The sequence below is a fragment of the Roseovarius salis genome, from assembly GCF_044472985.1.
GTDB classification, from domain to species: domain Bacteria; phylum Pseudomonadota; class Alphaproteobacteria; order Rhodobacterales; family Rhodobacteraceae; genus Roseovarius; species Roseovarius salis.
Genome location: NZ_JBISDG010000026.1, coordinates 1 through 20,736, shown reverse-complemented (window position 1 = coordinate 20,736; position 20,736 = coordinate 1). Strand labels below are relative to the sequence as shown.

At 67.1% G+C, this 20,736-nt stretch carries 17 protein-coding genes and 1 tRNA gene; 9 read left to right on the top strand and 9 right to left on the bottom strand.

Translation table 11 applies throughout. The annotated features are described in order from the left end of the window. The first annotated feature begins 174 nt into the window (after nucleotides 1-174). The gene (locus ACH13J_RS11930; protein ID WP_397543562.1) at nucleotides 175-2,085 is read left to right on the top strand and encodes an elongation factor G; all 1,911 of its coding nucleotides are present in this window, start codon (nucleotides 175-177) and stop codon (nucleotides 2,083-2,085) included. Nucleotides 2,086-2,094: 9 nt separating this feature from the next. Here the strand turns inward: ACH13J_RS11930 and hisA are convergent, their stop codons facing one another. Then, nucleotides 2,095-2,817 carry a 1-(5-phosphoribosyl)-5-[(5-phosphoribosylamino)methylideneamino]imidazole-4-carboxamide isomerase gene (hisA, locus tag ACH13J_RS11925; RefSeq protein ID WP_397543561.1) on the bottom strand — a complete coding sequence of 241 codons (723 nt, stop codon included), beginning with the start codon at nucleotides 2,815-2,817 and terminating at the stop codon, nucleotides 2,095-2,097. Nucleotides 2,818-3,171: 354 nt separating this feature from the next. Here hisA and ACH13J_RS11920 point away from each other — a divergent pair, with 354 nt between their 5' ends. Continuing rightward, nucleotides 3,172-3,573, top strand: a complete 402-nt coding sequence (locus tag ACH13J_RS11920) for a DUF2147 domain-containing protein (RefSeq protein ID WP_397543560.1) — start codon at nucleotides 3,172-3,174, stop codon at nucleotides 3,571-3,573. An 18-nt stretch (nucleotides 3,574-3,591) separates the two neighbouring features. Here the strand turns inward: ACH13J_RS11920 and hisH are convergent, their stop codons facing one another. The 4 genes from hisH to ACH13J_RS11900 all read right to left on the bottom strand — a co-directional run bounded on the left by hisH (nucleotide 3,592) and on the right by ACH13J_RS11900 (nucleotide 6,041). Continuing rightward, the gene (gene hisH, locus ACH13J_RS11915) at nucleotides 3,592-4,230 is read right to left on the bottom strand and encodes an imidazole glycerol phosphate synthase subunit HisH (RefSeq protein ID WP_397543559.1); all 639 of its coding nucleotides are present in this window, start codon (nucleotides 4,228-4,230) and stop codon (nucleotides 3,592-3,594) included. 4 nt (nucleotides 4,231-4,234) lie between these two features. Then, entirely contained in the window at nucleotides 4,235-4,822 is a 588-nt protein-coding gene (hisB, locus tag ACH13J_RS11910; protein ID WP_397543558.1) for an imidazoleglycerol-phosphate dehydratase HisB, read from the bottom strand. 72 nt (nucleotides 4,823-4,894) lie between these two features. Further along, nucleotides 4,895-5,347, bottom strand: a complete 453-nt coding sequence (locus tag ACH13J_RS11905; RefSeq protein ID WP_397543557.1) for a thioredoxin domain-containing protein — start codon at nucleotides 5,345-5,347, stop codon at nucleotides 4,895-4,897. A 91-nt stretch (nucleotides 5,348-5,438) separates the two neighbouring features. Then, nucleotides 5,439-6,041 carry a response regulator gene (locus tag ACH13J_RS11900; RefSeq protein WP_397543556.1) on the bottom strand — a complete coding sequence of 201 codons (603 nt, stop codon included), beginning with the start codon at nucleotides 6,039-6,041 and terminating at the stop codon, nucleotides 5,439-5,441. Between the two features lie 298 nt (nucleotides 6,042-6,339). Here ACH13J_RS11900 and ACH13J_RS11895 point away from each other — a divergent pair, with 298 nt between their 5' ends. Next, nucleotides 6,340-6,810, top strand: a complete 471-nt coding sequence (locus ACH13J_RS11895; RefSeq protein ID WP_397543555.1) for a molybdopterin-dependent oxidoreductase — start codon at nucleotides 6,340-6,342, stop codon at nucleotides 6,808-6,810. A 2-nt stretch (nucleotides 6,811-6,812) separates the two neighbouring features. After that, on the top strand, nucleotides 6,813-9,449 hold the full coding sequence (locus ACH13J_RS11890) for an ATP-binding protein (protein WP_397543554.1): 2,637 nt from the start codon (nucleotides 6,813-6,815) through the stop codon (nucleotides 9,447-9,449). Nucleotides 9,450-9,616: 167 nt separating this feature from the next. Here ACH13J_RS11890 and ACH13J_RS11885 read toward each other — a convergent pair whose 3' ends face one another. Further along, a complete protein-coding gene (locus ACH13J_RS11885) occupies nucleotides 9,617-10,177 on the bottom strand; it encodes a Hint domain-containing protein (RefSeq protein ID WP_397543553.1) in 561 nt (186 codons plus the stop codon). Between the two features lie 348 nt (nucleotides 10,178-10,525). Then, nucleotides 10,526-11,179: a response regulator gene (locus ACH13J_RS11880; RefSeq protein WP_397543552.1), complete on the bottom strand. Its 654-nt coding sequence runs from the start codon at nucleotides 11,177-11,179 to the stop codon at nucleotides 10,526-10,528. 728 nt (nucleotides 11,180-11,907) lie between these two features. Between ACH13J_RS11880 and ACH13J_RS11875 the strand changes: the two genes are divergently transcribed. Together ACH13J_RS11875 and ACH13J_RS11870 are read left to right on the top strand one after the other, a co-directional pair. Next, nucleotides 11,908-13,416: a BCCT family transporter gene (locus tag ACH13J_RS11875; protein WP_397543551.1), complete on the top strand. Its 1,509-nt coding sequence runs from the start codon at nucleotides 11,908-11,910 to the stop codon at nucleotides 13,414-13,416. Beyond that, on the top strand, nucleotides 13,416-15,251 hold the full coding sequence (locus ACH13J_RS11870; protein WP_397543550.1) for a glycine betaine ABC transporter substrate-binding protein: 1,836 nt from the start codon (nucleotides 13,416-13,418) through the stop codon (nucleotides 15,249-15,251). The genes ACH13J_RS11875 and ACH13J_RS11870 overlap by 1 nt, the downstream gene beginning before the upstream one ends. A gap of 12 nt (nucleotides 15,252-15,263) precedes the next feature. On the opposite strand, the gene ACH13J_RS11865 is transcribed toward ACH13J_RS11870, so the two are convergent. Together ACH13J_RS11865 and truA are read right to left on the bottom strand one after the other, a co-directional pair. Next, nucleotides 15,264-15,340 (bottom strand) — tRNA-Arg (locus tag ACH13J_RS11865). A 13-nt stretch (nucleotides 15,341-15,353) separates the two neighbouring features. Next, on the bottom strand, nucleotides 15,354-16,163 hold the full coding sequence (gene truA / locus ACH13J_RS11860; RefSeq protein WP_397543549.1) for a tRNA pseudouridine(38-40) synthase TruA: 810 nt from the start codon (nucleotides 16,161-16,163) through the stop codon (nucleotides 15,354-15,356). 125 nt (nucleotides 16,164-16,288) lie between these two features. Here truA and ACH13J_RS11855 point away from each other — a divergent pair, with 125 nt between their 5' ends. From ACH13J_RS11855 to ACH13J_RS11845, 3 genes are all read left to right on the top strand, one after another. Further along, nucleotides 16,289-17,716, top strand: coding sequence for a YcjX family protein (locus ACH13J_RS11855; protein WP_397543548.1), 1,428 nt, complete (start codon nucleotides 16,289-16,291; stop codon nucleotides 17,714-17,716). Further along, nucleotides 17,713-18,708 (top strand): YcjF family protein, encoded by a 996-nt coding sequence (locus tag ACH13J_RS11850; protein ID WP_397543547.1) that lies wholly within the window; start codon nucleotides 17,713-17,715, stop codon nucleotides 18,706-18,708. The genes ACH13J_RS11855 and ACH13J_RS11850 overlap by 4 nt, the downstream gene beginning before the upstream one ends. 250 nt (nucleotides 18,709-18,958) lie before the next feature. After that, nucleotides 18,959-20,635 (top strand): formate--tetrahydrofolate ligase, encoded by a 1,677-nt coding sequence (locus ACH13J_RS11845; RefSeq protein WP_397543546.1) that lies wholly within the window; start codon nucleotides 18,959-18,961, stop codon nucleotides 20,633-20,635. Nucleotides 20,636-20,736 lie beyond the last annotated feature (101 nt).

Sequence of the window (20,736 nt, the reverse complement as noted above, 5' to 3'; positions counted from 1 at the left end):
GCCCCTTTCTGACCGACAGTGAGGGGGCGGTGCCACCGGTCAGGGCGCCGGAACGCGGACCAGCCCCGACCGGCGTGCGAGGCAGGCAACAGGCGGACAGGTCGCGGCGGCGGTGGCCGTTTCTCCTGTGTCGGGCAGCATGAGCGATGCTGACTTGGCAAAGGGAGATGCACGATGCGCGTATTCACGGTTCTCGGACCATCGCAATCGGGAAAATCGACGTTGGTCGAGGGGTTGACCGGGCTGGAAGGCGGGCGCGCGCGAACGCTCGACCTGCCCGGCGTGGCACGGGTCAGCCAGTTCGGCTTCATGGGTGATGACTGGACGGCAATAGACGTCGCGGGCGGGGCGGAGAACCTGTGCACCGCGGGCCCCGTTCTGGCAGTGAGCGATGCGGCCGTGCTTTGCGTGGGGGCGGATGCAGAGGCTTCCGACCTTGCGGCGCCCTATTTCCGTCTGATCGAGGAGGCGGGGATCCCCTGCTTTCTTTTCGTGAACCGGGTCGACGCGGCCACCGACAGGATGAGCGAGGTGATCTCGGCGCTGCAGGCCTATTGCCGCCACGGCATCGCCCTGCGGCAGGTGCCCATCCGCGAGGATGGCCGCATCGTCGGGGCGGTGGACCTGATCTCGGAGCGGGCGTGGAAATACCGCGAGGGCGAGCCCTCTGCGCTGGTCGCGATTCCCGACAGCGTGGCCAGCCGCGAGCAGCAGGCGCGCACCGAGCTGCTGGAGGCGCTGGCGGATTTCGACGATGGCCTGCTGGAACAGCTCATCGAGGACCGGCAGCCGCTGACCGAGGACGTCTATCACACGGCGACGGCCGTGCTGCAGCATCACGATCTCGTGCCGGCGCTGCTCGGTTCGGCCGAGCACCGCAACGGGATGCTGCGGCTGATGAAGTCGCTTCGCCACGAGGCGCCGGGCCCTGAGGCGGCACTGGCCCGCCTGTCCGACGGGGCGGCGCCGCTTGCCGCCGGGTGTCTTGCCGATCACGTCAAGCACCTTGGCAAGACGGTGCTGCTCCGCTCGTTTGCCGACAATGTGGGCAACGGGCAGAAGCTCGCCGGCAAGCCGGTGGGCAGCATCACCGCGCTGGACGCCAAGACGCCCGTGCCCGACCTGAAGTCGGGCGAGATCGGGCTGACGATGAAGTCCGATCACCTGAACGCCGGGGCGCTCTTCGACGCTGACGCGGCCCGCCCCCTGCCGGAATGGGCACGGGCGCATCCGCCGTGTTACCGGCGTGTCATCGAGCCGGCCAACGAGCGCGACGAGGCGCGGTTGTCCGCGGCGCTGGACCGTCTTGCCGAGATCGAGACGGGTCTGGCCGTCGAACAGGATCCGCAGTCTGGCCACGCGGTGCTGTCGGCGCAGGGGCCGCAGCATTTCCGCAGGTGCCTGGGCAGGCTGTCGGAGGGGTTCGGCATCGAGGTGACCGAGGCCCAGGTCCCGCCCGCCTACCGCGAGACGCTCCGCAAGCCCGCCACCATACACCATCGCCACCGCAAGCAATCCGGCGGGGCAGGGCAGTTCGCCGATGTCGTGATCGAGGCCAGGCCGCTGGCCCGCGGGACGGGCGTGACGTTCGAGGATGTCGTCAAGGGCGGCGCCGTGCCGCGCAACTACATCCCCGCGGTCGAGGCCGGGGTTCACGACGCGCTGGCGGAGGGGCCGCACGGCCATCCCGTCGTGGATCTCGGCGTCACGCTGACCGACGGCAAGCACCATTCGGTTGACAGTTCGGACTTCGCCTTTCGCACGGCGGGCAAGAACGCGATGAAGGAGGCGATGGCCGAAGCTGGCACCATCGTGCTGGAACCCATCGCGCATGTCCTGATCCATGTCCCGTCGGTCTATGCCGGGGGGCTGGTGCCGATGATCTCGGGGATGAAAGGGCAGGTGATGGGGTTCGAGGCGCACCCGGCGGCCGCCGGATGGGACCTGTTCCGGGCGATGCTGCCGATGAAGGCGCTGGACGAGTTGACCGGCGCGCTGGCAAGCGCCGCGCGGGGCACGGCGTGGTTTACCGCCGCGTTCGACCACTACACGGAATCGCGCACCGAGGAGATGGCCCGCGCCTGAGCCGCAGGATCAGCCGCCGAGGGCCGCCAGCGCCTCGCGCAGGTCGAGCGCGCCGTCATAGAGCGCGCGACCGGAGATCGCGCCGTTGAGCGGGGCGCCGCAGTCGCGCAGGGCGATGAGGTCATCGAGGCTTGAGACCCCGCCCGAGGCGATGACCGGGATCGAGACGGTGCGCGCCAGTTCGGCAGTGGCCTCGATGTTGGGGCCCTGCATGGCACCATCGCGGTTGATGTCGGTGTAGATGATCGCCGCCACGCCCGCGTCTTCGAACGACCTTGCGAGGACACTCGCCTGCATCTCCGTCACCTCGGCCCATCCACGGGTTGCAACGCGTCCGCCACGGGCGTCGATCCCGACGGCCACCTGCCCGGGAAAGGCGCGCGCCGCCTCGTGCACGAGCCGGGGGTCCTCCACCGCCACGGTCCCCAGGATCACGCGCGCAAGCCCCTTGTCCAGCCAGTGCTCGATCGTGGCCATGTCGCGGATGCCGCCCCCCAGCTGCGCCGGCACGTCCACGCGGTCGAGAATCGCCTCGACGGGTGCCGCGTTGACCGGCTGGCCGGCGAAGGCGCCGTTGAGGTCCACAAGGTGCAGCCACTCGCACCCCGCCGCGACGAACTTGGCGGCCTGGTCGGCGGGGTCGTCGTTGAAAACGGTCGCCTTGTCCATCTCGCCCTTGAACAGGCGGACGGCCTGGCCGTCCTTGAGGTCGATGGCGGGGTAGAGGATCATCGGTGGGCCCTTGCTGCAGCGCTCGGGCGGGCTTTGCCATGACGGCGCGGGAATTGCAACGCGCCCCGGCGCGCGAAGGACCCGGGATGCCGCGCCCCCGGGTGGAAGGGGCCCCGTTACCCGGCGCGTTTCCTTGAATGAAATCCGCGTCACCGCGTGCAGCGGGTGTTTCATGCCCGGTGACTTGCAACGGGCCCGCACGGCCCGCTCGGCGGATATTGGCCGAGCCGGCGGCACCCGTCGGATCCCGTTGGCCCGGCACCGTCCGGGCTGGTAACGTGCGCTGTCCCGGCGGGTTACGCCGCCGGGCGACGGCCTCGCGGGGCGAGGCGCTCACTGGTGGAGGAGAGACCGGTGACAAGAACGTTCATGGCGGCGTTGGCAATTATGGCGGCGACCGCGGCCAATTCTGAAATCGCGAACGATCCGGTGTTGGGGGTCTGGCAAACGCCGCCGGACCGCAAGGATCTGGTGTCGCATATCCGCATTTCCCCATGTGGCGACGCGGAGCTTTGCGGGCAGGTCCTGCGCAGCTACGCGCCGTCGGGCGAGCAGGTCGAGACACCCAATGTCGGCAAGCGTATTTTCTGGGGCGTCGAGCCGCTGGGCGGTGGCAAGTACGGCAACGGCACGGCATGGGTGCCGCTGCTGGACGTCACGGCCCGGGCCAGCATGACGCTGGAGGGCGACACGCTCAGGGTGCGCGGGTGCAAGGCGGTCCTGTGCGACGGCCAGACGTGGAAACGCCTGCGCTGAGCCGCGGGCGCGGTCTGCTCAGGGCGTCCAGCCGAGGAAGTTGGCGATGATCCGCAAGCCGGTGGCCTGGCTCTTTTCGGGGTGGAACTGCGTGCCGACGATATTGTCCCGCCCCACCACGGCGGTGACGGCGCCGCCGTAGTCGGCATGGGCAAGCAGATGGGCGGGGTCGTCCACCCGGAACTGGAAGGAATGCACGAAATAGGCATGATTGCCCGTCTCCACGCCCGACAGAACCGGGTGCGGCCGGTCGATCACGAGGTCGTTCCAGCCCATGTGCGGCACCTTTAGGTGGGCATCGGCGGGCCTGATCGCCTCGACCGTGCCGCCGATCCAGTCGAAGCCGGGGGTCTCGGTATACTCCATTCCGCGCGTGGCCATCATCTGCATGCCGATGCAGATGCCCATGAAGGGTCGGCCGCCGGCGATCACCGCCTCCTCGATCGCCTCGAACAGGCCGCGATGGTCGAACAGCTCCTTGCGGCAGGCGGGAAAGGCGCCATCGCCCGGCAGCACGACGCGCGCTGCCCCGCGCACCGCGTCGGGGTCTGCAGTGACGCGCACCGCGCCCGCCCCGGTCTCATGCGCCATGCGCTGGAATGCCTTCTCGGCGGAATGCAGGTTGCCGGATTCGTAGTCGACGATAACGGTGGTCATGCGGTCACAGGCTGCCCTTGGTCGAGGGGACGGAATCGGCCTTGCGCGGGTCGGTTTCGACTGCCTCGCGCAGCGCCCTGGCCACGCCCTTGAATGCCGCCTCGGCGATGTGGTGGCTGTTGATCCCGTGCAGCGCGTCCACGTGCAGGGTGATGCCGCCATGGGTGCTGAACGCCTGAAAGAACTCGCGCACGAGCTCGGTGTCGAAGCTGCCGATCTTCTGGGTCGGCATGTCGACGTTCCAGACCAGATGGGGCCGCCCCGACAGGTCCAGCGCCGCGCGTACCAGAGCGTCGTCCATCGGCAGCAGGCATGCGCCGTAACGGCGGATGCCGGTCTTGTCGCCAAGCGCGGCGGTGAGCGCCTGGCCGATGGCAATGCCTACATCCTCGACCGTGTGATGGTCGTCGATATGCGTGTCGCCCGCGCAGCGCAGCTGCATGTCGATCAGCGAATGTCGTGCCAGCTGGTCGAGCATGTGGTCGAAAAATCCAACGCCGGTGGCATTTTCATACCGCCCTGTGCCGTCGAGCGCGAGGCTGACGGCGATATCCGTCTCGGCCGTTTTGCGGGTGATGGTGGATTCGCGCATGGCGGCCCCGTGCATGGTTGGTTTCGCGCCCTTATAGGCATGCAGGAGCCCGAGGCCAAGCCGCCAAGCAGCTCAGGCCCCGGCGTTGCGGTGGGTGCGCGCAATCTGACCCGCCCAGTCGGCGATCTGACGCGCCTGCATTGCCCCCGTCTGCCGCCCCGCCTCGCCGCCATTCTGAAAGGCGATCAGCAGCGGTATCCCGCGGATGCCGTAGATCTCGCCGGCCCGAGGATGCGCCTGCGTGTCGAGCTTTGCAAAACGCGCCCGTTCCGCCAGCATGCCTGCCGCCTCGGCGAATTCGGGGGCCATCATGCGGCACGGGGCGCACCAATCGGCCCAGAAATCCACGATCAACGGCAACTCGTCCCGGCGCGCGGCTTTCTGCAGGATGTCGAGAGACACCTCCTGCGGCCGGGTTGAAACCAGCCGGACGCCGCAACGCCCGCACTTGGGGGCCGCGTCGAGCTTGTCCCGGGGAACACGGTTCGCCTGGCCGCACGCCAGACATGTCAGTTTGAGGGTCATGTCATTCCTCGCGCGGTTGTCCGGATGTTCCCCATACTATGCACCGCCGCGGGCATTGGTATGACACGCATCAAGCCGCGCTGCGGCAGGCTCAGAACATGCGCTTTTCACGGGCCATCATTGCGGCATGCGTACGGTTCTTGGCGTCCATCTTGCGGGTCAGGCTGCGCACGTGCATCTTGACCGTGACAAGGCTCACCCCGAGGTCGTTGGCGATCTCCTTGTTCGCCTTGCCCTGGCAGAGCCGCAGCAGCACGTCCCTTTCGCGGTCGGTCAGGTTCCACGCATTACCGTCGTCGCCGTCGCCCAAAAGGTCCAGCGGCGCAAAGACCTCGCCCGAGACCATGAACCGGACGGCGTGCAGCATCGAGCGCGCATTCATCGTCTTGGAGATGAACCCGGCGGCGCCCATGCCGAGCGCTTGCTGCGCCACCGCGCGCGACGCGGCGCCCGAGAGCATGGCCACGGGCTTGCCCCCGTTCAATTCCAGCATCCTGACCAGCCCGTTCAGCCCGTCCATCCCCGGCATGTCGTAGTCGAGAAGAACGAGATCGAACGGCCCATCGTCGGCGACCCGCTGACAGGCGTGGTCGAGGGTCCGGGCTTTCTCCACGCGCGCGTCGGACTGCGCCTCGAGAAACGCCCCGATCGTTTCGCGGACTAGGTCATGATCGTCTGCTATGAGCAAGCGCATGGTCGGCTTCCAGATTTCCCGGCGTGAACCGCGCGCGGTCGTGGCCATCGCCCCCCATCGTAGCGCCCCGGGCCGCTTGCACAAGCGCCGCTCGGGCCGTGAGGATGGTGCAATGGTTAGGCCGGATCGCTCAATATATTCGAAACATATACTTAAGAGTGTAAAAGCGGGCCGAAAGAAAGGATGTAATATCGGCCATTTTGTGCGAAGGATGCCGCGTTGCAAGGCGATTTCCATACCGAAAGGCGCGGGATACATGCTTTGGAAGCAGGTGATTTTCTCAGTCTTCACGATAACGATGTTATTCACCCCCCCGGCGTTCGCAGAACCGCTCCCCGAGCCGTCGGGGCGCGTGATCCTGACGGTCACGGGCGATATCGGCGTTCGGAACACACCGGCCGCCGCGGAGTTTGACCGGGCGATGCTCCGGTCGATCGGTCAGCGTGACATCTCGACCACGACGATCTGGACATCCGGCAAGGTCACCTTCACCGGCGTGCCGCTGCGGTCACTTCTGGACAGGCTTGGCGTGTCCTCCGGAAAGCTGGAGGCGCGCGCGATCAACGAGTATTCCGTGACGATCCCCGTTTCGGACGCGGTTCCCGATGGCCCGATCATCGCGTATTCACGCGACGGCGAGGAAATCAGCATCCGGGAAAAGGGGCCGCTCTGGATCATCTACCCCTACGACCAGAACCCGGATTACCAGTCCGAGGTCATCTATGCCCGCAGCATCTGGCAGCTTGACCGGATTGACGTGATCGACTGACGGTGCGCAGCCAAGCCAAAGAGCCCCCCGAGCCGGCAAGGGAGCAGTTCACCGCGGGCCGCCGGTACGGCGCGATCGGGCTTGTGTTGGTCGTGCTGTTGTCGGTCATCATTGCCGGTGCGGTGATCTTTTTCGAACGTGTCGAAACGCTCCGCCGGGCGGAGTCCGACAACATCCCGTGGAACCTCTCGCAGGTTGAGGTCGAGTACCTCCGGCTGAAGGAGTCGATAGGGCAGGTCATCCACGGCATCGAAACCGGCCGGGACGCGGCGGCCGCCGAAGGTCTGGAGTCCGTCCGGCGGGAGTTCAACATCCTTTACAGTCGTATTACCACCATATCGGAAAGCCCGCTTTACCGCGAGATCCGGGTCAGTTCCGACACCGCGGCGGCGTTCGAGGCGGTACGGGCGTACCTGCGCGATCACGTCGCGCTGATCGACAGCACGGACACCCAGCTTTTGTCGGAAATCCGTGCGCTGGAGCGTGCCACGCGCGACCTGCAGCAGCCGGTGCGGGAACTGGCGCTGTCCGGTGTCATGGTGGCCTCGGACACGGCCGACCGCGAGCGGAAAGCTGTCATGTCGGTGCTCTACCTCGTGGCCTCGACGACCGCGCTGTTGTTCCTGGTGATGATCGGGCTGATCGTCGCGATCTGGCGGGCCGGCCGCAAGATCCGCAGGTCGGCCCGGGAAAAGGACATGACGGCAGCGCGTCTGGCGACGGTCATCTCGACGTCGCCCGACCCGATCGTCGTGAGCGACCGCAATCTGGACGTGATCGAGTTCAACAAGGCCGCCGAGGAAACCTTTGGCCATGCCCGTCACGAGGCCATGGGCCAGCCGGTCGAAAGGCTGATCATTCCCGAGGATTTGCGCCCCCGGCACCGGGCCGGCGTCAAGCGCCACCACGAAACCGGGGAAACCGTGATGATCGGCAATCCGCGCGTCCGCTCGCGGGCGCTGAAACGTGACGGCGGCACCTTTCCGGCGGAAATCTCGCTTTCGACCGGCCTTGCGCCCGACGGGCAGATCTACGTGGCCTACATCCGCGATATCACGGTGGACATCGCGCGCGAGACGGAGATCACGCAGGCCCGCGACGTGGCGCGCGCCGGGGAAATGGCCAAGGAGCGGCTTCTCAACACGATGAGCCACGAGATGCGCACACCCCTGCACGGTATCTCGGGGGCGCTCGAACTGCTCGAGACGACGGGGCTGTCGCAAACGCAGCAGAAATACGCGCGCATCATCGGAAATGCGACCAAGACGCTGTTGAACCATGTCGAGAACGTGCTGCACGTGGCCGGCGACACGTCCGAGCAGCTGCGGATCGAGAAAAAGCCCTTCAACCTGGAAGAGCTGGTATCGGAGATCCTGAACGAGCAGGAGATCCTCGCGGCCAAGAACCGCAACGAGATCCGGCTCGCCCGCTTTCCGGGATCGGTGCGGATGGTCGAGGGTGACCCGGTCCGCCTGCGGCAAGTTCTGGCGAACCTGCTCTCGAATGCCGCGAAGTTCACCCAGGACGGCAAGATCACCCTCGAGGTCAACCGCATCCCGGCCAGCGACGACATCGAGTTCCGCGTCGCGGACGAGGGCATCGGCATACCGCCCGACAAGCTGGACCGTATATTCGAGGATTTCTACACCAGCGACGCGTTCCTGTCGCGTCAAGGGGTGGGCACCGGGCTGGGTCTGGGGATCACGCGCCGCATCGTCGACGCGATGGACGGCACGCTGGGTGTGAGCAGCGAAGTCGGACAAGGCAGCATTTTCTGGTTCCGCATTCCCTGCCCGGCCGCACCTGACGCGGCGGCGCATGCGCTGCAGGATGTGCACGCGGACCCCGAGCGGCGCGAGATCAGCGGGTCCGCGCCGGTGCGCGACGTGCTTGTCGTCGATGACGACGAGATCAACCGCGCCGTTCTGGGTGACGCCCTCACCGCCAACGCGTTCCGTGTCACGATGGCCAGCAGCGGACGGCACGGGGTCGAGGAGGCGGACAAGACGCGGTTCGACTGCATTCTCATGGATATCAGCATGCCGGGCATGAGCGGCGTCGACGCCACGCGGCTGATCCGCGAGGGGGGCGGTCCATCCAAGGACGCGCCGATCATCGCGATGACCGCGCACGCGCAGCCCGAGGATCACGCGCGTTTCCTGAGCGCTGGCATGAACGATGTCCTGACCAAGCCCTATTCGATGAAGGTGCTCATCGCCAAGCTCTCGGGATCGCAGGCCGGCCCGTCGCCGGCGCGGAACGGACCCGGGGAGGACGCGGCGGCAAGTGGCCTGACCGATCCGGCGCATGTTCAGGACATGCTGTCCATGCTCGGCCCGGATAAGACGCGCCGTTTCCTAGAGGCCTTCGTGCGCGAGGCCGAGGAGACGCTGGACCGCCTTGCGGTGGTATCGGCACCGGACGCGGCCGGCCAGATGGCTGCCGACCTGCACCGGCTGAAGGGGACCGCGTCGATGTTCGGCGCCACGCGGATGCGGGCTATCCTGCAGCACATGGAGGATGCCGTCGCCGCCGGCGTGCCCGAGCAGGGCCAGGCCGAAATCCCGCGACTGAAGGCATTGCTCGCCGAAACGCGGGTGGAGATCGAGAGGGCGCTCGCAGCGGGTCCGGATGGATGACCGGGCGATCGCCCTGACGGGCAGGCCGTGGGAATGCCACGATCCATGCCCGGGTGAGACGGACCCATGCGCGAACCGCACATACGGGACCAAAGGCGATCTGCCCGAGGGGCCCGCGGCCTCCCCGAGCGCGCGGGCACGCCCCACCCGGACAACCGGCTAACCAGTCACGCCGCATCCCCGGGAAGCCCGAAGTCCGACCCTCCCTGCAGTTGCACGACCAGCTGCGCCAGCTCCCCCCCGAGGACCCCGTAGCGCGCACCCGTGTCGCGGCGGCGGGATCCCGGGTTTTGACCTTGTGCGTCCGCCGCGCCGGCCAGCACCAGCGCGCCACCATCGACATAGACCAGTTCATCCCGCGCCATGCGCAGCACCAATATGTCGACGGGGATGTCCAGCTGCCACGGCTCTACCCCGGCAAGGCCGAGCAGGGCGCGTGCTGGGACGACGGCGAACGGATCGCCAAGCAACCTTTCGGCCGCATCGCTTTCGATCATGACAGGCTGGCCGGGCAGCACCATCATGTCCCGCCGGTTGCGCAGCACGCCGCGCGCGACATGCAGGGGCGCCGCCCGTTTTCGCAATGGGGTCGCGGCGATCCATGCACGATGCTGCGTGATCGCCTCCAACGGTTGAAACCCGCTGTCGAAGGTCGCCACCAGATCACCTTGCATCAGCGACTCGACGGGGCGCCACCCCTGATGGGTCGCAACGCGCGTTCCCGCCACGATCCCCTGCTGACGGCGACCTGCGTTGCCGAGATCAATCTTCCGGTCGTACCTGCGGGCCGTGCGTCGTGTCGGGCTGCCGTGTGAGTGGTGGCTTTCCAGATACGACCGGAAGAAGGAAAGGAACCGATTGTCGCGCCGCGTCTGGGGGGGCGGCGTGGAGTAGAGAGTCTCCCTGCATGAATCTGCCAACCGCATACCTGCCTCGTTCTGCTCTTTTCCGCAGGGTCGAACGGGACGGTGCGCAAGGCAAAGGAATTGCGCAGCACCCATCCCGATGCGCGCTCGCGTCTGTCGTAGGAGGGCAGTGGCATGTACCCAAGTATGGGTGGCGCCGTGTCGCGGCGCTCAGGAAATGCCGAGGTCGCGGGCAGCCAGCGCGGCCTGCGTGCGGTTCTCTACCGCGAGCTGCTGGCAGATCTGGCGGACATGCATCTTGATTCGGCCCTCGGGCAGGCCGAGCTCGGCCGCGATGGCCTTGTTGCTGGCCCCTTCCGCAAGGCGCGAGAGCACCATCCTTTCCACGTCGGAGAGGTCCAGTTCCGACCTGTCATTCATCATCAGGTTCATCGGAACGAAGACCTGTCCGCTCATGATCAGGTCGATCGCGCCCTTTACGGAATGCAGCGGGATCGTCTTGGGGATGAAGCCGGAGATCCCCAGTTTCAGGGCTTCCCGCACGAGCTGTGCCTCGGCGTGGCCGGAAAAGATCACCGTTTTCCCGGTGTTGCGCGACAAGATGTCCGCGAGGCTGGTAAGGCCCTGCATCCCCGGCATCCGCAGATCCAGCAAGAGCAGGTCGACATGGTTCCCAGCCTTGGCAAGGGCAGAAATCACCCCGTCATAACTGTCGACCATGCCGGTCACGGAATATCCCTGTTCGGCGTGGAACAACCCCGCGATGGCCTCGCCGACAAGGGTATGGTCATCCGCAATCACGACTGTCGCGGCCTCGTGCGCGCTTGATCTGTTGCTGTGGTCCTGCATGAAAATTTCGTTCATCTCTGCATCGTACCGGCACGACGCCCTCGTCCGATAACATCATCCAACGTTCGTGCCCATGGACGTCCAAATAGCATGCTCGGTGTCGTCGGCTAGATCGCCAAACGAAAGAAAGTGCCGGGCCATCACATTTCGCCCATCTTCGCTCTCTAAGGTGGCCGGCACGACCCGGGCGACCGATCAGGCAAGCCCGTCGGCAAACGGGGCAGAGGCGTCCAGCCGTCGGTCGACAGCTTCTTAGCCACCAGTGCCGGAATTGTCGTGGATCGATTCCGATCCGGCTGGGAAATATGTCGCCGCGGCCGCGACATTGTGCAGGGATTCATCCCACTGTGTCCGGGATGAGGACCGATGTGCCCGGTCGGGCACCGGACCGGCGCTGCCTTCACTGCCGTCAACGCGGGGGCGGTACCCGATTCGCGCGCGCCGGATACCACGCCGGCGATCCCGCGGCCCGTTTTCCATGGATGCGTTGATGGACCCGCAGGGCCGGGTCGTGAGAGCCTTTCGCGGCGTGCCTTGGCCAGGCAAGGCAGCGATTTTGTTCGTGGTTGGCGTCGGTGCCGTTTTCTGCCTCTGCCAGTGTCCTGGCAATCTTGCCGTCGGCCGCGACCCGCAATCCGTTTGTCCGTGCGCCATTCCGTCGTGCCGATACGGACGTCCTGACGGAACCGGACCGTGAACAAGGTCCCTTGTCGGCGCAGGCAGGATGAAGGCAGGGTCAGAACATGAAAGAAAATGCCGTGTTGATTCTGGCCTTGTCGATTTGCCTCCCGATCGGCGTGTGGGGTGTTGCCGATCCTCAAGGCGTAACCGACGCGGCGCTTGGGTTCACGTCCTTCGTGCTGTTGGCGGCCAGTTGGTGGTGGCTGCTGCTGTGTACGGGGTTCGTGGCGCTCTCTGCCTATCTCGCCATCGGGCCGTACGGATCGCTTCGGCTGGGGGGCGACGACGAACGGCCCGAGTTCTCGACAGCCTCTTGGCTGTCCATGCTTTTTGCCGGTGGAATGGGCGCGGGGCTGCTGTTTTGGGGCGTGGCCGAGCCCGTCATGCATTTCGAGGAACCGCCCAACCTGACGGGCGGCACGCCGGCTGCGGCCCGCGAGGCCATGGTGATCACCAATCTCCACTGGGGCTTTCACGCCTGGTCGATCTATGGTGTCTGCACGCTGGTGATCGCCTATTTCGTTTTCCGCCGCGGCGGAAAACCCCTGATTTCGACGCCCATCCTCACGCTGTTCGAGGGGCGGCGCTCTCGCCAGCTGGTGGTCGGAGCGGACGTGCTCGGCGTTATCGCCGTCGTCTTTGGCCTGGCCGGCTCACTCGCCATGGGCGCGCTGCAAGTGCGTTCGGGCCTGAATTCGGTTTTCGGCATCGAGAAAAGCGATACCGTTTCGCTTGCGATATTGAGCGTCCTGTTCGTCTGCTACATGTTTTCGGCGAGCACCGGGGTGGACAAGGGGATCAGGCTTCTTTCCAACTTCAACGTCTTGCTCGCCCTGACAATCATGGGCTTTGTCCTGCTGGCCGGCCCGACCAGTTTCATCCTAGATATTTTCGTCGACACGATAGGTGCCTACGGCTCGCGCTTCTTCGCGATGTCCTTCCACCTTTTTCCCTACGAGGATCTCTCGAACTGGTCGGCGGGATGGACGCTCACTTACCTGATCTGGTGGCTGGCATGGGGCCCGTTCGTGGGGGTGTTCATCGCACGCATCTCGCGCGGCCGGACCATTCGGGAATTCTGCGCCGGCGTCATCTTGATGCCGACGCTGGTGTCGATCCTGTGGTTCTCGACTTTCGGCGGTGCGGCTTTCTACATCGAATTGCAAGGGCCCGGCGGGCTTTCCGAGCTGGTCTCGGAAGACATCGCGGTGGCGCTTTTCGCCTTCTTCCGCTTTTTCCCGCTGTCAGAGGTGCTTGCCATCCTCGCGCTGTTGCTGATCTTCATCTTCCTCGTGACGTCGGCCGACAGTGGCACGTTCGTTCTCTCGATGATGACGAGCGGTGGCGATCTCGATCCGAAAATATCCTACAAGATGATCTGGGGATCCCTGGTTGCACTGGTCACCGGGGCCACGCTCTTTTCCGGATCGGTGGAGGTTGCGCGGGCCATGGCAGCGACCGGCGCGATCCCGTTCTCTGTCATCCTGGTGCTGCAAATCGTCGGACTGCTCCGAAGCTTGCGCGAAGACAGCACGGCTGGCAGTCGCCCCCCATCTGTTGACGCGCGGTGATGGTCAGGATCTTCCTCCTTTCGCTCTGCCTGCTTGTTGCAGCTTGCGGGCGTGAGACCGTCGTCGTCGGTTCCAAGGACTTCGACGAGAACCGGATTCTGGCCGAGATGTTCGCCCTCCTTCTCGAAGAGGAAGGGTTGCGCGTCGAGCGGCGCATCCCCCTGGGGTCCACATCCGAAGTCTTCGAGTCACTGCGGCAGGGCTCGATCGACGTTTACCCCGAGTATACGGGGACTGCGCTCGGTCTTCTGGGGCAGGCGGGCACGACGGACGCCGGCGCGGCGTGGCGCCGTGTGCAGTTCGCCTTTCACGAACTGGGCTTGAAGTTTCTTCCGAGGCTCGGCTTCGAGTCGACCTATGCGGTGCTTGTAACTGCCGAGACGGCTACCGCTCGGGAGCTGGAGACAATCGGCGACCTGGGCCCGGTTGCGCAGGAGCTGCGGCTGGGCGCGACAGAGGCATACGTGCAGCGCCCGCGCGACGGCTTGCAGCCGATGCTGGGCTTTTTCGGGCTGGACTTTTCCGACATCGTCGTGGCCGATGGAAACGACCGGGCGCAACTCTACACCGATCTGGTAGAGGGCCGGATCGATGTGATGGTGGGTTATGCGACGGACCCGGAAATCCGGGACTTCGGTCTCGTGACCCTCGTCCCGACAGAAACCTTCTTCCCCCCCTACGAGGCGGCACCCCTGGTAAGCGAGGCCGCCCTGGCGCGCGCCCCGTCAATCGAGGCAACGCTTACACGACTTGCGGACAAGCTGGACGTGTCCCTGATGCGCCGCCTGAATGAACAGGTTGGCATTGAGGGGCGTTCCCCTGCGCGCATTGCCCGCGATGCGCTGGCCGAGCTGGGGCTGGTGGAGCCGGGCCAGACCGAGACGGTCCCGCCATTTGCCATCGCTGCCGAAACCGGTGCCGTGGGTGGTGACGAGGCGAGCCTCGCATTGCGATCCGTGAGACAGGCGGTGCCCAGGCGCGGCGTGGCATTCCTGGAAACGGTAGACCCGATCGCCGCGATCAGTCTTCGGTCGGCGCGCATCGCGCTCGTCCCGAGCATTTCCCACTTTCACGTGCGCAACGGCCGGGCCATTCGCAACGAAAGGATCGAGACGGTCGCGGTCGTCGGCTCCAGCCTGGTGCACGCGCTCACCCTTCAGTCCGGGCCGAATGCCTTGGCAGAGGCCCAAAGGATCGCCGTGGGGCCGTTCGGAACGGCCTCCTATCGCCTGGGCAGGCTGGTCGCCGCGTCGATGGAGCCCGAGCCTGATCTCGTGTTCGCGGAGGATGCCTCCGCCGGGTCCGCGGCCGCCCTCGTGCGCGACGGGTCCGCGGACGCCGCGATCGTGGTGGGCGCGCTCGGACGGCCCGACCTGCGCAAGGTGTTGACGGGGTCGGAGCCTCTGGTCCTCGCGGATGCGGCTGGATGGTGGTCCGGTATCACGCGCTTGCGGCTGCCATTCCTGCGGCGCGCCCTCGTTCCGGCCGATACATACGGAGTTGGTCACCGCGAAGTCGATACACTGGCCATGCAGCTTACGTTGACGGGCCCCGCGCGCCCTTCGACCAGCGTGATCGGCCGCCAGGGGCCGGGATCCTATATCGAGGAGCTCTATCCGCTGACCGACAACGTGGTGCGCGCGATCAACGCGAACCTGGATCTCAAGGTCAGCGTGGATCCATCTCTCAAGAAATCCGATGCGCTCCAGCCAAGCGTCCGGCCCAGACGCGGGGACCTGAACCCCGAACCCGAGCGATCCGTCCTTTCCGTCGCGATCGTGCTGTTCGTGATCTGGGCGGGCTGGCTCCTGGTCAGGCCGAAGCGCGAAAGCTAGACATTCCCTCTTTGGCGATCCCGGGAGGACTCGAACCCCCAACCTGCTGATTAGAAGTCAGCTGCTCTATCCGGTTGAGCTACGGGACCGCTGCGCCGTCATTTACCCGCGCGTCGCGCCGGAATCAAAGCCAAATGCAGAGGCTCCCGCGAACGGATCCTCCGGGTAGGTGACACCGGCAAGGTACAGCCCCTGGGGCGGGCAGACGGGGCCGCAGGCGGCGCGGTCGCACGCCTCCAGCGCGCGCCGGACGCTCTCGGGCGTCCATGCGCCCGCGCCGACCCGTTCCAGCGTGCCCACGATCGAGCGCACCTGGTTGTGCAGGAAGGAGCGTGCCCGCAACCGGAAGTGCAGTTCCGCACCGCCAAGGCCGGTGACCTCGTCGATCGTGATCTCGTCCAGCGTCTTCTGCGGGCTGTTCGCCTGGCAGATGCTGGAGCGGAACGTCGTGAAGTCATGATGCCCCAACAGATGGGCCGCGCCGGCCCGCATCGCGGGCACGTCCAGCTGGCGGCGGACTTGCCACACCAGACCGCGGTCGTGGGTCGCCGGTGCGCGTCGCATGAGCAGGCGGAACAGGTAGTGCCGCTCGATGGCCGAGAATCGCGCGTGCCAGTCATCGGGTACGCGCGCGCAGGCAAGGATCGCCACCGGCTGCGGCTTGAGGTGGTGGTTCAGCGCCTCTGACAGGCGGAAAGGCTCCCACTCGCGCGCCATGTCGCAATGCGCCACCTGTGCCAGCGCGTGCACGCCCGCATCGGTGCGCCCCGCCGCGGCGATGGTATGCGGTCCGGGTTCCAGCCGTGTCAGTGCCGTCTCGATCGCGCCCTGGATGGATGGCTGGTCGGCCTGCCGCTGCCAGCCGGCGAACGGCGCGCCATTGTATTCGACCTTGAGGGCGTATCTGGGCATGGCGCCGCACATACCGCGCCGCGTGGTGGCGGGCAATCCCGGTAGCTGGCGCGGTACCGCACCACTGGTATCCGCCGGCCCCGGTGTCTATCTTGGCGGCACGACCACGACGGAAGGCAGCGGCATTGGTCCTCTCCACCATCGCAGACGGGATGTCCCGCCGGGCGGAAAACATGGCCGGGCGCGTCTCGGAAACCTTCTTCGAGCCGGTAATCCGGCTGGGGGTGACCGGGCTTTCGCGCGCGGGCAAGACGGTGTTCATCACGTCGCTTGTCGCCAACCTGATGGATCGCGGCCGCATGCCGGGCCTCGTGGCCGCGGCGGACGGGCGGATCTCGGCGGCGTTCCTTCAGCCCCAGCCCGACGACACGGTTCCGCGCTTCGACTTCGAGAGCCATCTCGCCGCCCTCACGGGGCCCGAGCCGCACTGGCCGCAAAGCACGCGCGCCGTGTCGGAGCTGCGGCTGTCGCTGCGGGTGCGGCCTGCTGGGTTGCTGGGCGGGGTGGCAGGGCCGCGGACGGTGCATCTGGACATCGTGGACTACCCCGGCGAGTGGCTGCTCGATCTCGCGCTGCTGGACAAGGATTACACGACATGGTCGGCCGAGACCCTCGCGCGGGTCGCCGCCCGCCCCGAAGGCGCTGAGTTCGCCGCACTGTCCGGCGAGACGGATCCCGCCGCGCGGTTGGACGAGCCACGGGCACAGGCGCTGGCACGGTCCTTTGCCGGCTATCTGAAGGCCACCCGTGACGCGGGCTATTCGGACTGCACGCCGGGGCGTTTCCTGCTGCCGGGCGATCTGGCGGGGTCGCCGGCGCTGACCTTCGCGCCGCTGCCGGAACCGCGCAGCGTGCCGCGCCGGTCGCTCTGGCGCGAGATGGAACGGCGCTACGAGGCCTACAAGGCGCGGGTGGTGAAACCCTTCTTTCGCGACCATTTCGCCCGCATCGACCGTCAGGTCGTTCTGGTCGACGTGCTTGGCGCCATTCATCGCGGGCCCGCGGCGGTCGAGGACATGCGCCAGGCCATGGCCGATATCCTCGGCGCGTTCCGTCCGGGGCGAAACGCCTTTCTCGCCCGTCTTCTGACGGGGCGCCGGGTGGAAAGGATCCTTTTCGCGGCCACCAAGGCCGACCACCTGCATCACCTCCAGCATGACAGGCTGTCGGCGATCACGGCGGCGCTGATGCGCGAGGCGCGGGACCGGGCGGATTTCGCCGGGGCCGAGACGCGCGCCATGGCCATTGCCGCGCTGCGTGCCACGACCGAGGAGACACGCCGTCACGGCGGGGCGGAGGTGCCATGCGTGCGCGGCACGCTTCTCAACGAGGATGGCAGCCGCGGCCGGCAGGTCGCCGTTCACCCCGGCGAGTTGCCGGAGGACCCGGCGCGCCTGCTGACGCCGGCACGGGCCGGGGCGGGGGCATGGCCCGGGGCCGAGTACCGCGCGATGCGCTTCGCGCCCGCGCCGCTGAAACTCAGGCCGGGCGACGGGCCGCCCCATATCCGGCTCGACCGGGCGGCGCAGTTCCTTGTTGGAGACAGGCTATGACCAATGGCCCGATACTCATCGATCTTGACGAGACGGAGCCCGCCGAGGGGCCGGACACCGCCCCGCCAATACCTGACGACGGGGCGGCAGCGCCGGACGGGCGGGCGATGCAGGCCGCGGCGCTGTTGGCATCGCACCGGCCGTCGCGCTTGGCGCGGTGGGCGTGGGGGCTGACGGCGATCCTGCTGGCGGCGATGGTGTCGGTCACGGTCTGGGATTTCCTGGCGGGGATGCTCAGCCGGTCCGCGCCGTTGGGCTATGCCGTGCTGGCGATCGTCGGTGCGCTGCTGATGCTGCTGACCGTTCTGGCGGTGCGGGAATTCGCGGCCCTTTCCCGGCTCAAGCGGCTGGACACGCTGCACCGCATGGCCGAGGCGGCCCTGTCGGAAGCGGACCTTGCCAAGGCGCGGCGGGTGACCGGCGGACTCGACAGCCTCTATGCCGGGCGCGAGGAGGCGCGTCTCGGCCGCGACCGGCTGCGCAGCACCGCGCCGGACCAGTTCGACGCCGCGGATCTTCTGGGGCTGGCCGAGGCCGAGATCCTGTCCCCGCTTGATGCCGCCGCCGCGCAAGAGGTCGAGGCCGCCGCGCGGCAGGTCGCCGCCGTGACGGCGCTGGTCCCTCTCACGGCGGCTGACGTGGTGGTTGCGCTCACCGCGAACCTGCGGATGATCCGGCGCATCGCGGAAATCTACGGCGGGCGGTCGGGCATTGTCGGCGGCTGGCGTCTGGCGCGGGCGGTGTTGACGCATGTCGTGGCCACGGGCGCGGTGGCGGTCGGCGACGACATGCTGGGCTCGGTCGCCGGCGGCGGCGTGATCTCGAAGCTTTCGCGCCGCTTCGGGGAGGGGATCGTCAACGGGGCGCTGACCGCCCGCGTCGGCGTGGCGGCCATGGAGGTGTGCCGCCCCATGCCCTTTGTCCGCCGTCGCCGCCCATCCGTGTCGAGGCTGGTCAGACGGGCATTGACCGGGCTGTTCGGGCAGGGGTGAGGGCATCGTGGAATCACCCCCGGACCCGGCCGGCCGCGGGGCGGGGCGCGAGGTTGGCGACCGGCGGACGGCGACGCCGAAGGAGGGGTTTTGGGGCGTGTCGTGACGTCGGTTTCCGATACGAAACCGCGCTGCGGCATCCCGCCGCAAGAGAAACTGGAAATGTCGGATTCGCAATTCGTATACCTTGGCCGACCCGGTAAGCAGCGGGCCAGAATTCTCGCCATCTGCGGCCACCAGAGGACCAGACATGAGCCACAAATCCGACATCGAGATCGCACGCGAAGCCCAGAAGAAGCCGATCCAGGACATCGGCGGCAAGCTCGGCATCCCGTCCGAGCACCTGCTGCCCTATGGCCATGACAAGGCCAAGATCAGCCAGGACTACATCGATTCCGTCCAGTCGAATGACAGCGGCAAGCTGATCCTCGTGACCGCCATCAACCCGACCCCGGCGGGCGAGGGCAAGACCACGACCACCGTGGGCCTTGGCGACGGGCTGAACCGCATCGGCAAGAAGGCGATGATCTGCATCCGCGAGGCCAGCCTCGGGCCGAACTTCGGCATGAAGGGCGGCGCCGCGGGCGGCGGCCATGCGCAGGTGGTGCCGATGGAGGACATGAATCTGCACTTCACCGGCGATTTCCACGCCATCACCAGCGCCCATTCCCTCCTGTCGGCGATGATCGACAACCACATCTACTGGGGCAACGCGCAGGAGATCGACGTGCGCCGGGTGCAGTGGCGCCGGGTGGTCGACATGAACGACCGCGCCCTGCGGCAGATCACCTGCAGCCTGGGCGGGGTGGCCAACGGCTTCCCGCGCGAGGGCGGGTTCGACATCACCGTGGCGTCGGAGGTCATGGCGATCCTGTGCCTCGCAAAGGATCTCAAGGACCTCGAGGAACGGCTCGGCGCGATGATCGTGGCCTATCGCCGCGACCGCACGCCGGTTTACTGCCGCGACATCAAGGCCGAGGGCGCGATGACCGTGCTGCTGAAGGACGCGATGCAGCCCAACCTCGTGCAGACGCTGGAGAACAACCCCGCCTTCGTGCATGGCGGGCCGTTCGCCAACATCGCGCATGGCTGCAACTCGGTCATCGCCACCAAGACGGCGCTGAAGCTGTCGGATTACGTCGTGACCGAAGCCGGATTCGGGGCCGATCTGGGCGCCGAGAAGTTCATGAACATCAAGTGCCGCAAGGCAGGCCTTGCGCCGGATTGCGTCGTGCTGGTGGCCACGGTGCGCGCCATGAAGATGAACGGCGGGGTCGCCAAGGAGGACCTGGGCGAGGAGAACGTCGAGGCCGTCAAGGCGGGCTGTGCGAACCTCGGCCGGCATATCGGCAACCTCAAGTCCTTTGGCGTGCCGGTCGTGGTGGCGATCAACCATTTCATCAAGGACACCGAGGCGGAGATCGAGGCGGTCAAGGACTACGTCGCCGGGCAGGGCAGCGAGGCCGTGGTCAGCCGCCACTGGGCTGATGGCGGCGCGGGGGCCGAGGCACTGGCCCGTCGCGTGGCCGAGGTGGCCGACAGCGGCGTCAGCCAGTTCGCCCCGCTCTACCGCGACGACCTGCCGCTGTTCGACAAGATCGAACGCGTCGCGAAGTCCATCTACCGCGCCGACGAGGTGCTGGCCGACAAGAAGATCCGCGACCAGCTCAAGCTGTGGGAGGAGCAGGGCTACGGCCACCTGCCCGTCTGCATGGCCAAGACGCAGTACAGCTTCTCGACCGATCCGAACCTGCGCGGTGCGCCCACCGGCCATTCCGTGCCCATCCGCGAGGTGCGCCTCAGCGCCGGGGCGGGGTTCGTTGTGGTGGTCTGCGGCGAGATCATGACCATGCCCGGCCTGCCCAGCAAGCCGGCGGCCGAGAACATCCGGCTGAACGAGGCAGGCGAGATCGAAGGATTGTTCTGACCGGGGGCGGGGGGGGGGGGGGGGGGGGGGGGGGGGGGGGGGGGGGGGGGGGGGGGGGGGGGGGGGGGGGGGGGGGGGGGGGGGGGGGGGGGGGGGGGGGG

Coding starts and splice junctions, on each gene's coding strand:
- ACH13J_RS11875 (WP_397543551.1), top strand. CDS start 11,908: ATGAAAGAAAATGCCGTGTTGATTCTGGCCTTGTCGATTTGCCTCCCG.
- ACH13J_RS11845 (WP_397543546.1), top strand. CDS start 18,959: ATGAGCCACAAATCCGACATCGAGATCGCACGCGAAGCCCAGAAGAAG.
- hisA (WP_397543561.1), bottom strand. CDS start 2,817: ATGATCCTCTACCCCGCCATCGACCTCAAGGACGGCCAGGCCGTCCGC.
- hisB (WP_397543558.1), bottom strand. CDS start 4,822: ATGCGCGAATCCACCATCACCCGCAAAACGGCCGAGACGGATATCGCC.
- ACH13J_RS11930 (WP_397543562.1), top strand. CDS start 175: ATGCGCGTATTCACGGTTCTCGGACCATCGCAATCGGGAAAATCGACG.
- ACH13J_RS11850 (WP_397543547.1), top strand. CDS start 17,713: ATGACCAATGGCCCGATACTCATCGATCTTGACGAGACGGAGCCCGCC.
- ACH13J_RS11880 (WP_397543552.1), bottom strand. CDS start 11,179: ATGAACGAAATTTTCATGCAGGACCACAGCAACAGATCAAGCGCGCAC.
- hisH (WP_397543559.1), bottom strand. CDS start 4,230: ATGACCACCGTTATCGTCGACTACGAATCCGGCAACCTGCATTCCGCC.
- ACH13J_RS11895 (WP_397543555.1), top strand. CDS start 6,340: ATGTTATTCACCCCCCCGGCGTTCGCAGAACCGCTCCCCGAGCCGTCG.
- truA (WP_397543549.1), bottom strand. CDS start 16,163: ATGCCCAGATACGCCCTCAAGGTCGAATACAATGGCGCGCCGTTCGCC.
- ACH13J_RS11905 (WP_397543557.1), bottom strand. CDS start 5,347: ATGACCCTCAAACTGACATGTCTGGCGTGCGGCCAGGCGAACCGTGTT.
- ACH13J_RS11870 (WP_397543550.1), top strand. CDS start 13,416: ATGGTCAGGATCTTCCTCCTTTCGCTCTGCCTGCTTGTTGCAGCTTGC.
- ACH13J_RS11900 (WP_397543556.1), bottom strand. CDS start 6,041: ATGCGCTTGCTCATAGCAGACGATCATGACCTAGTCCGCGAAACGATC.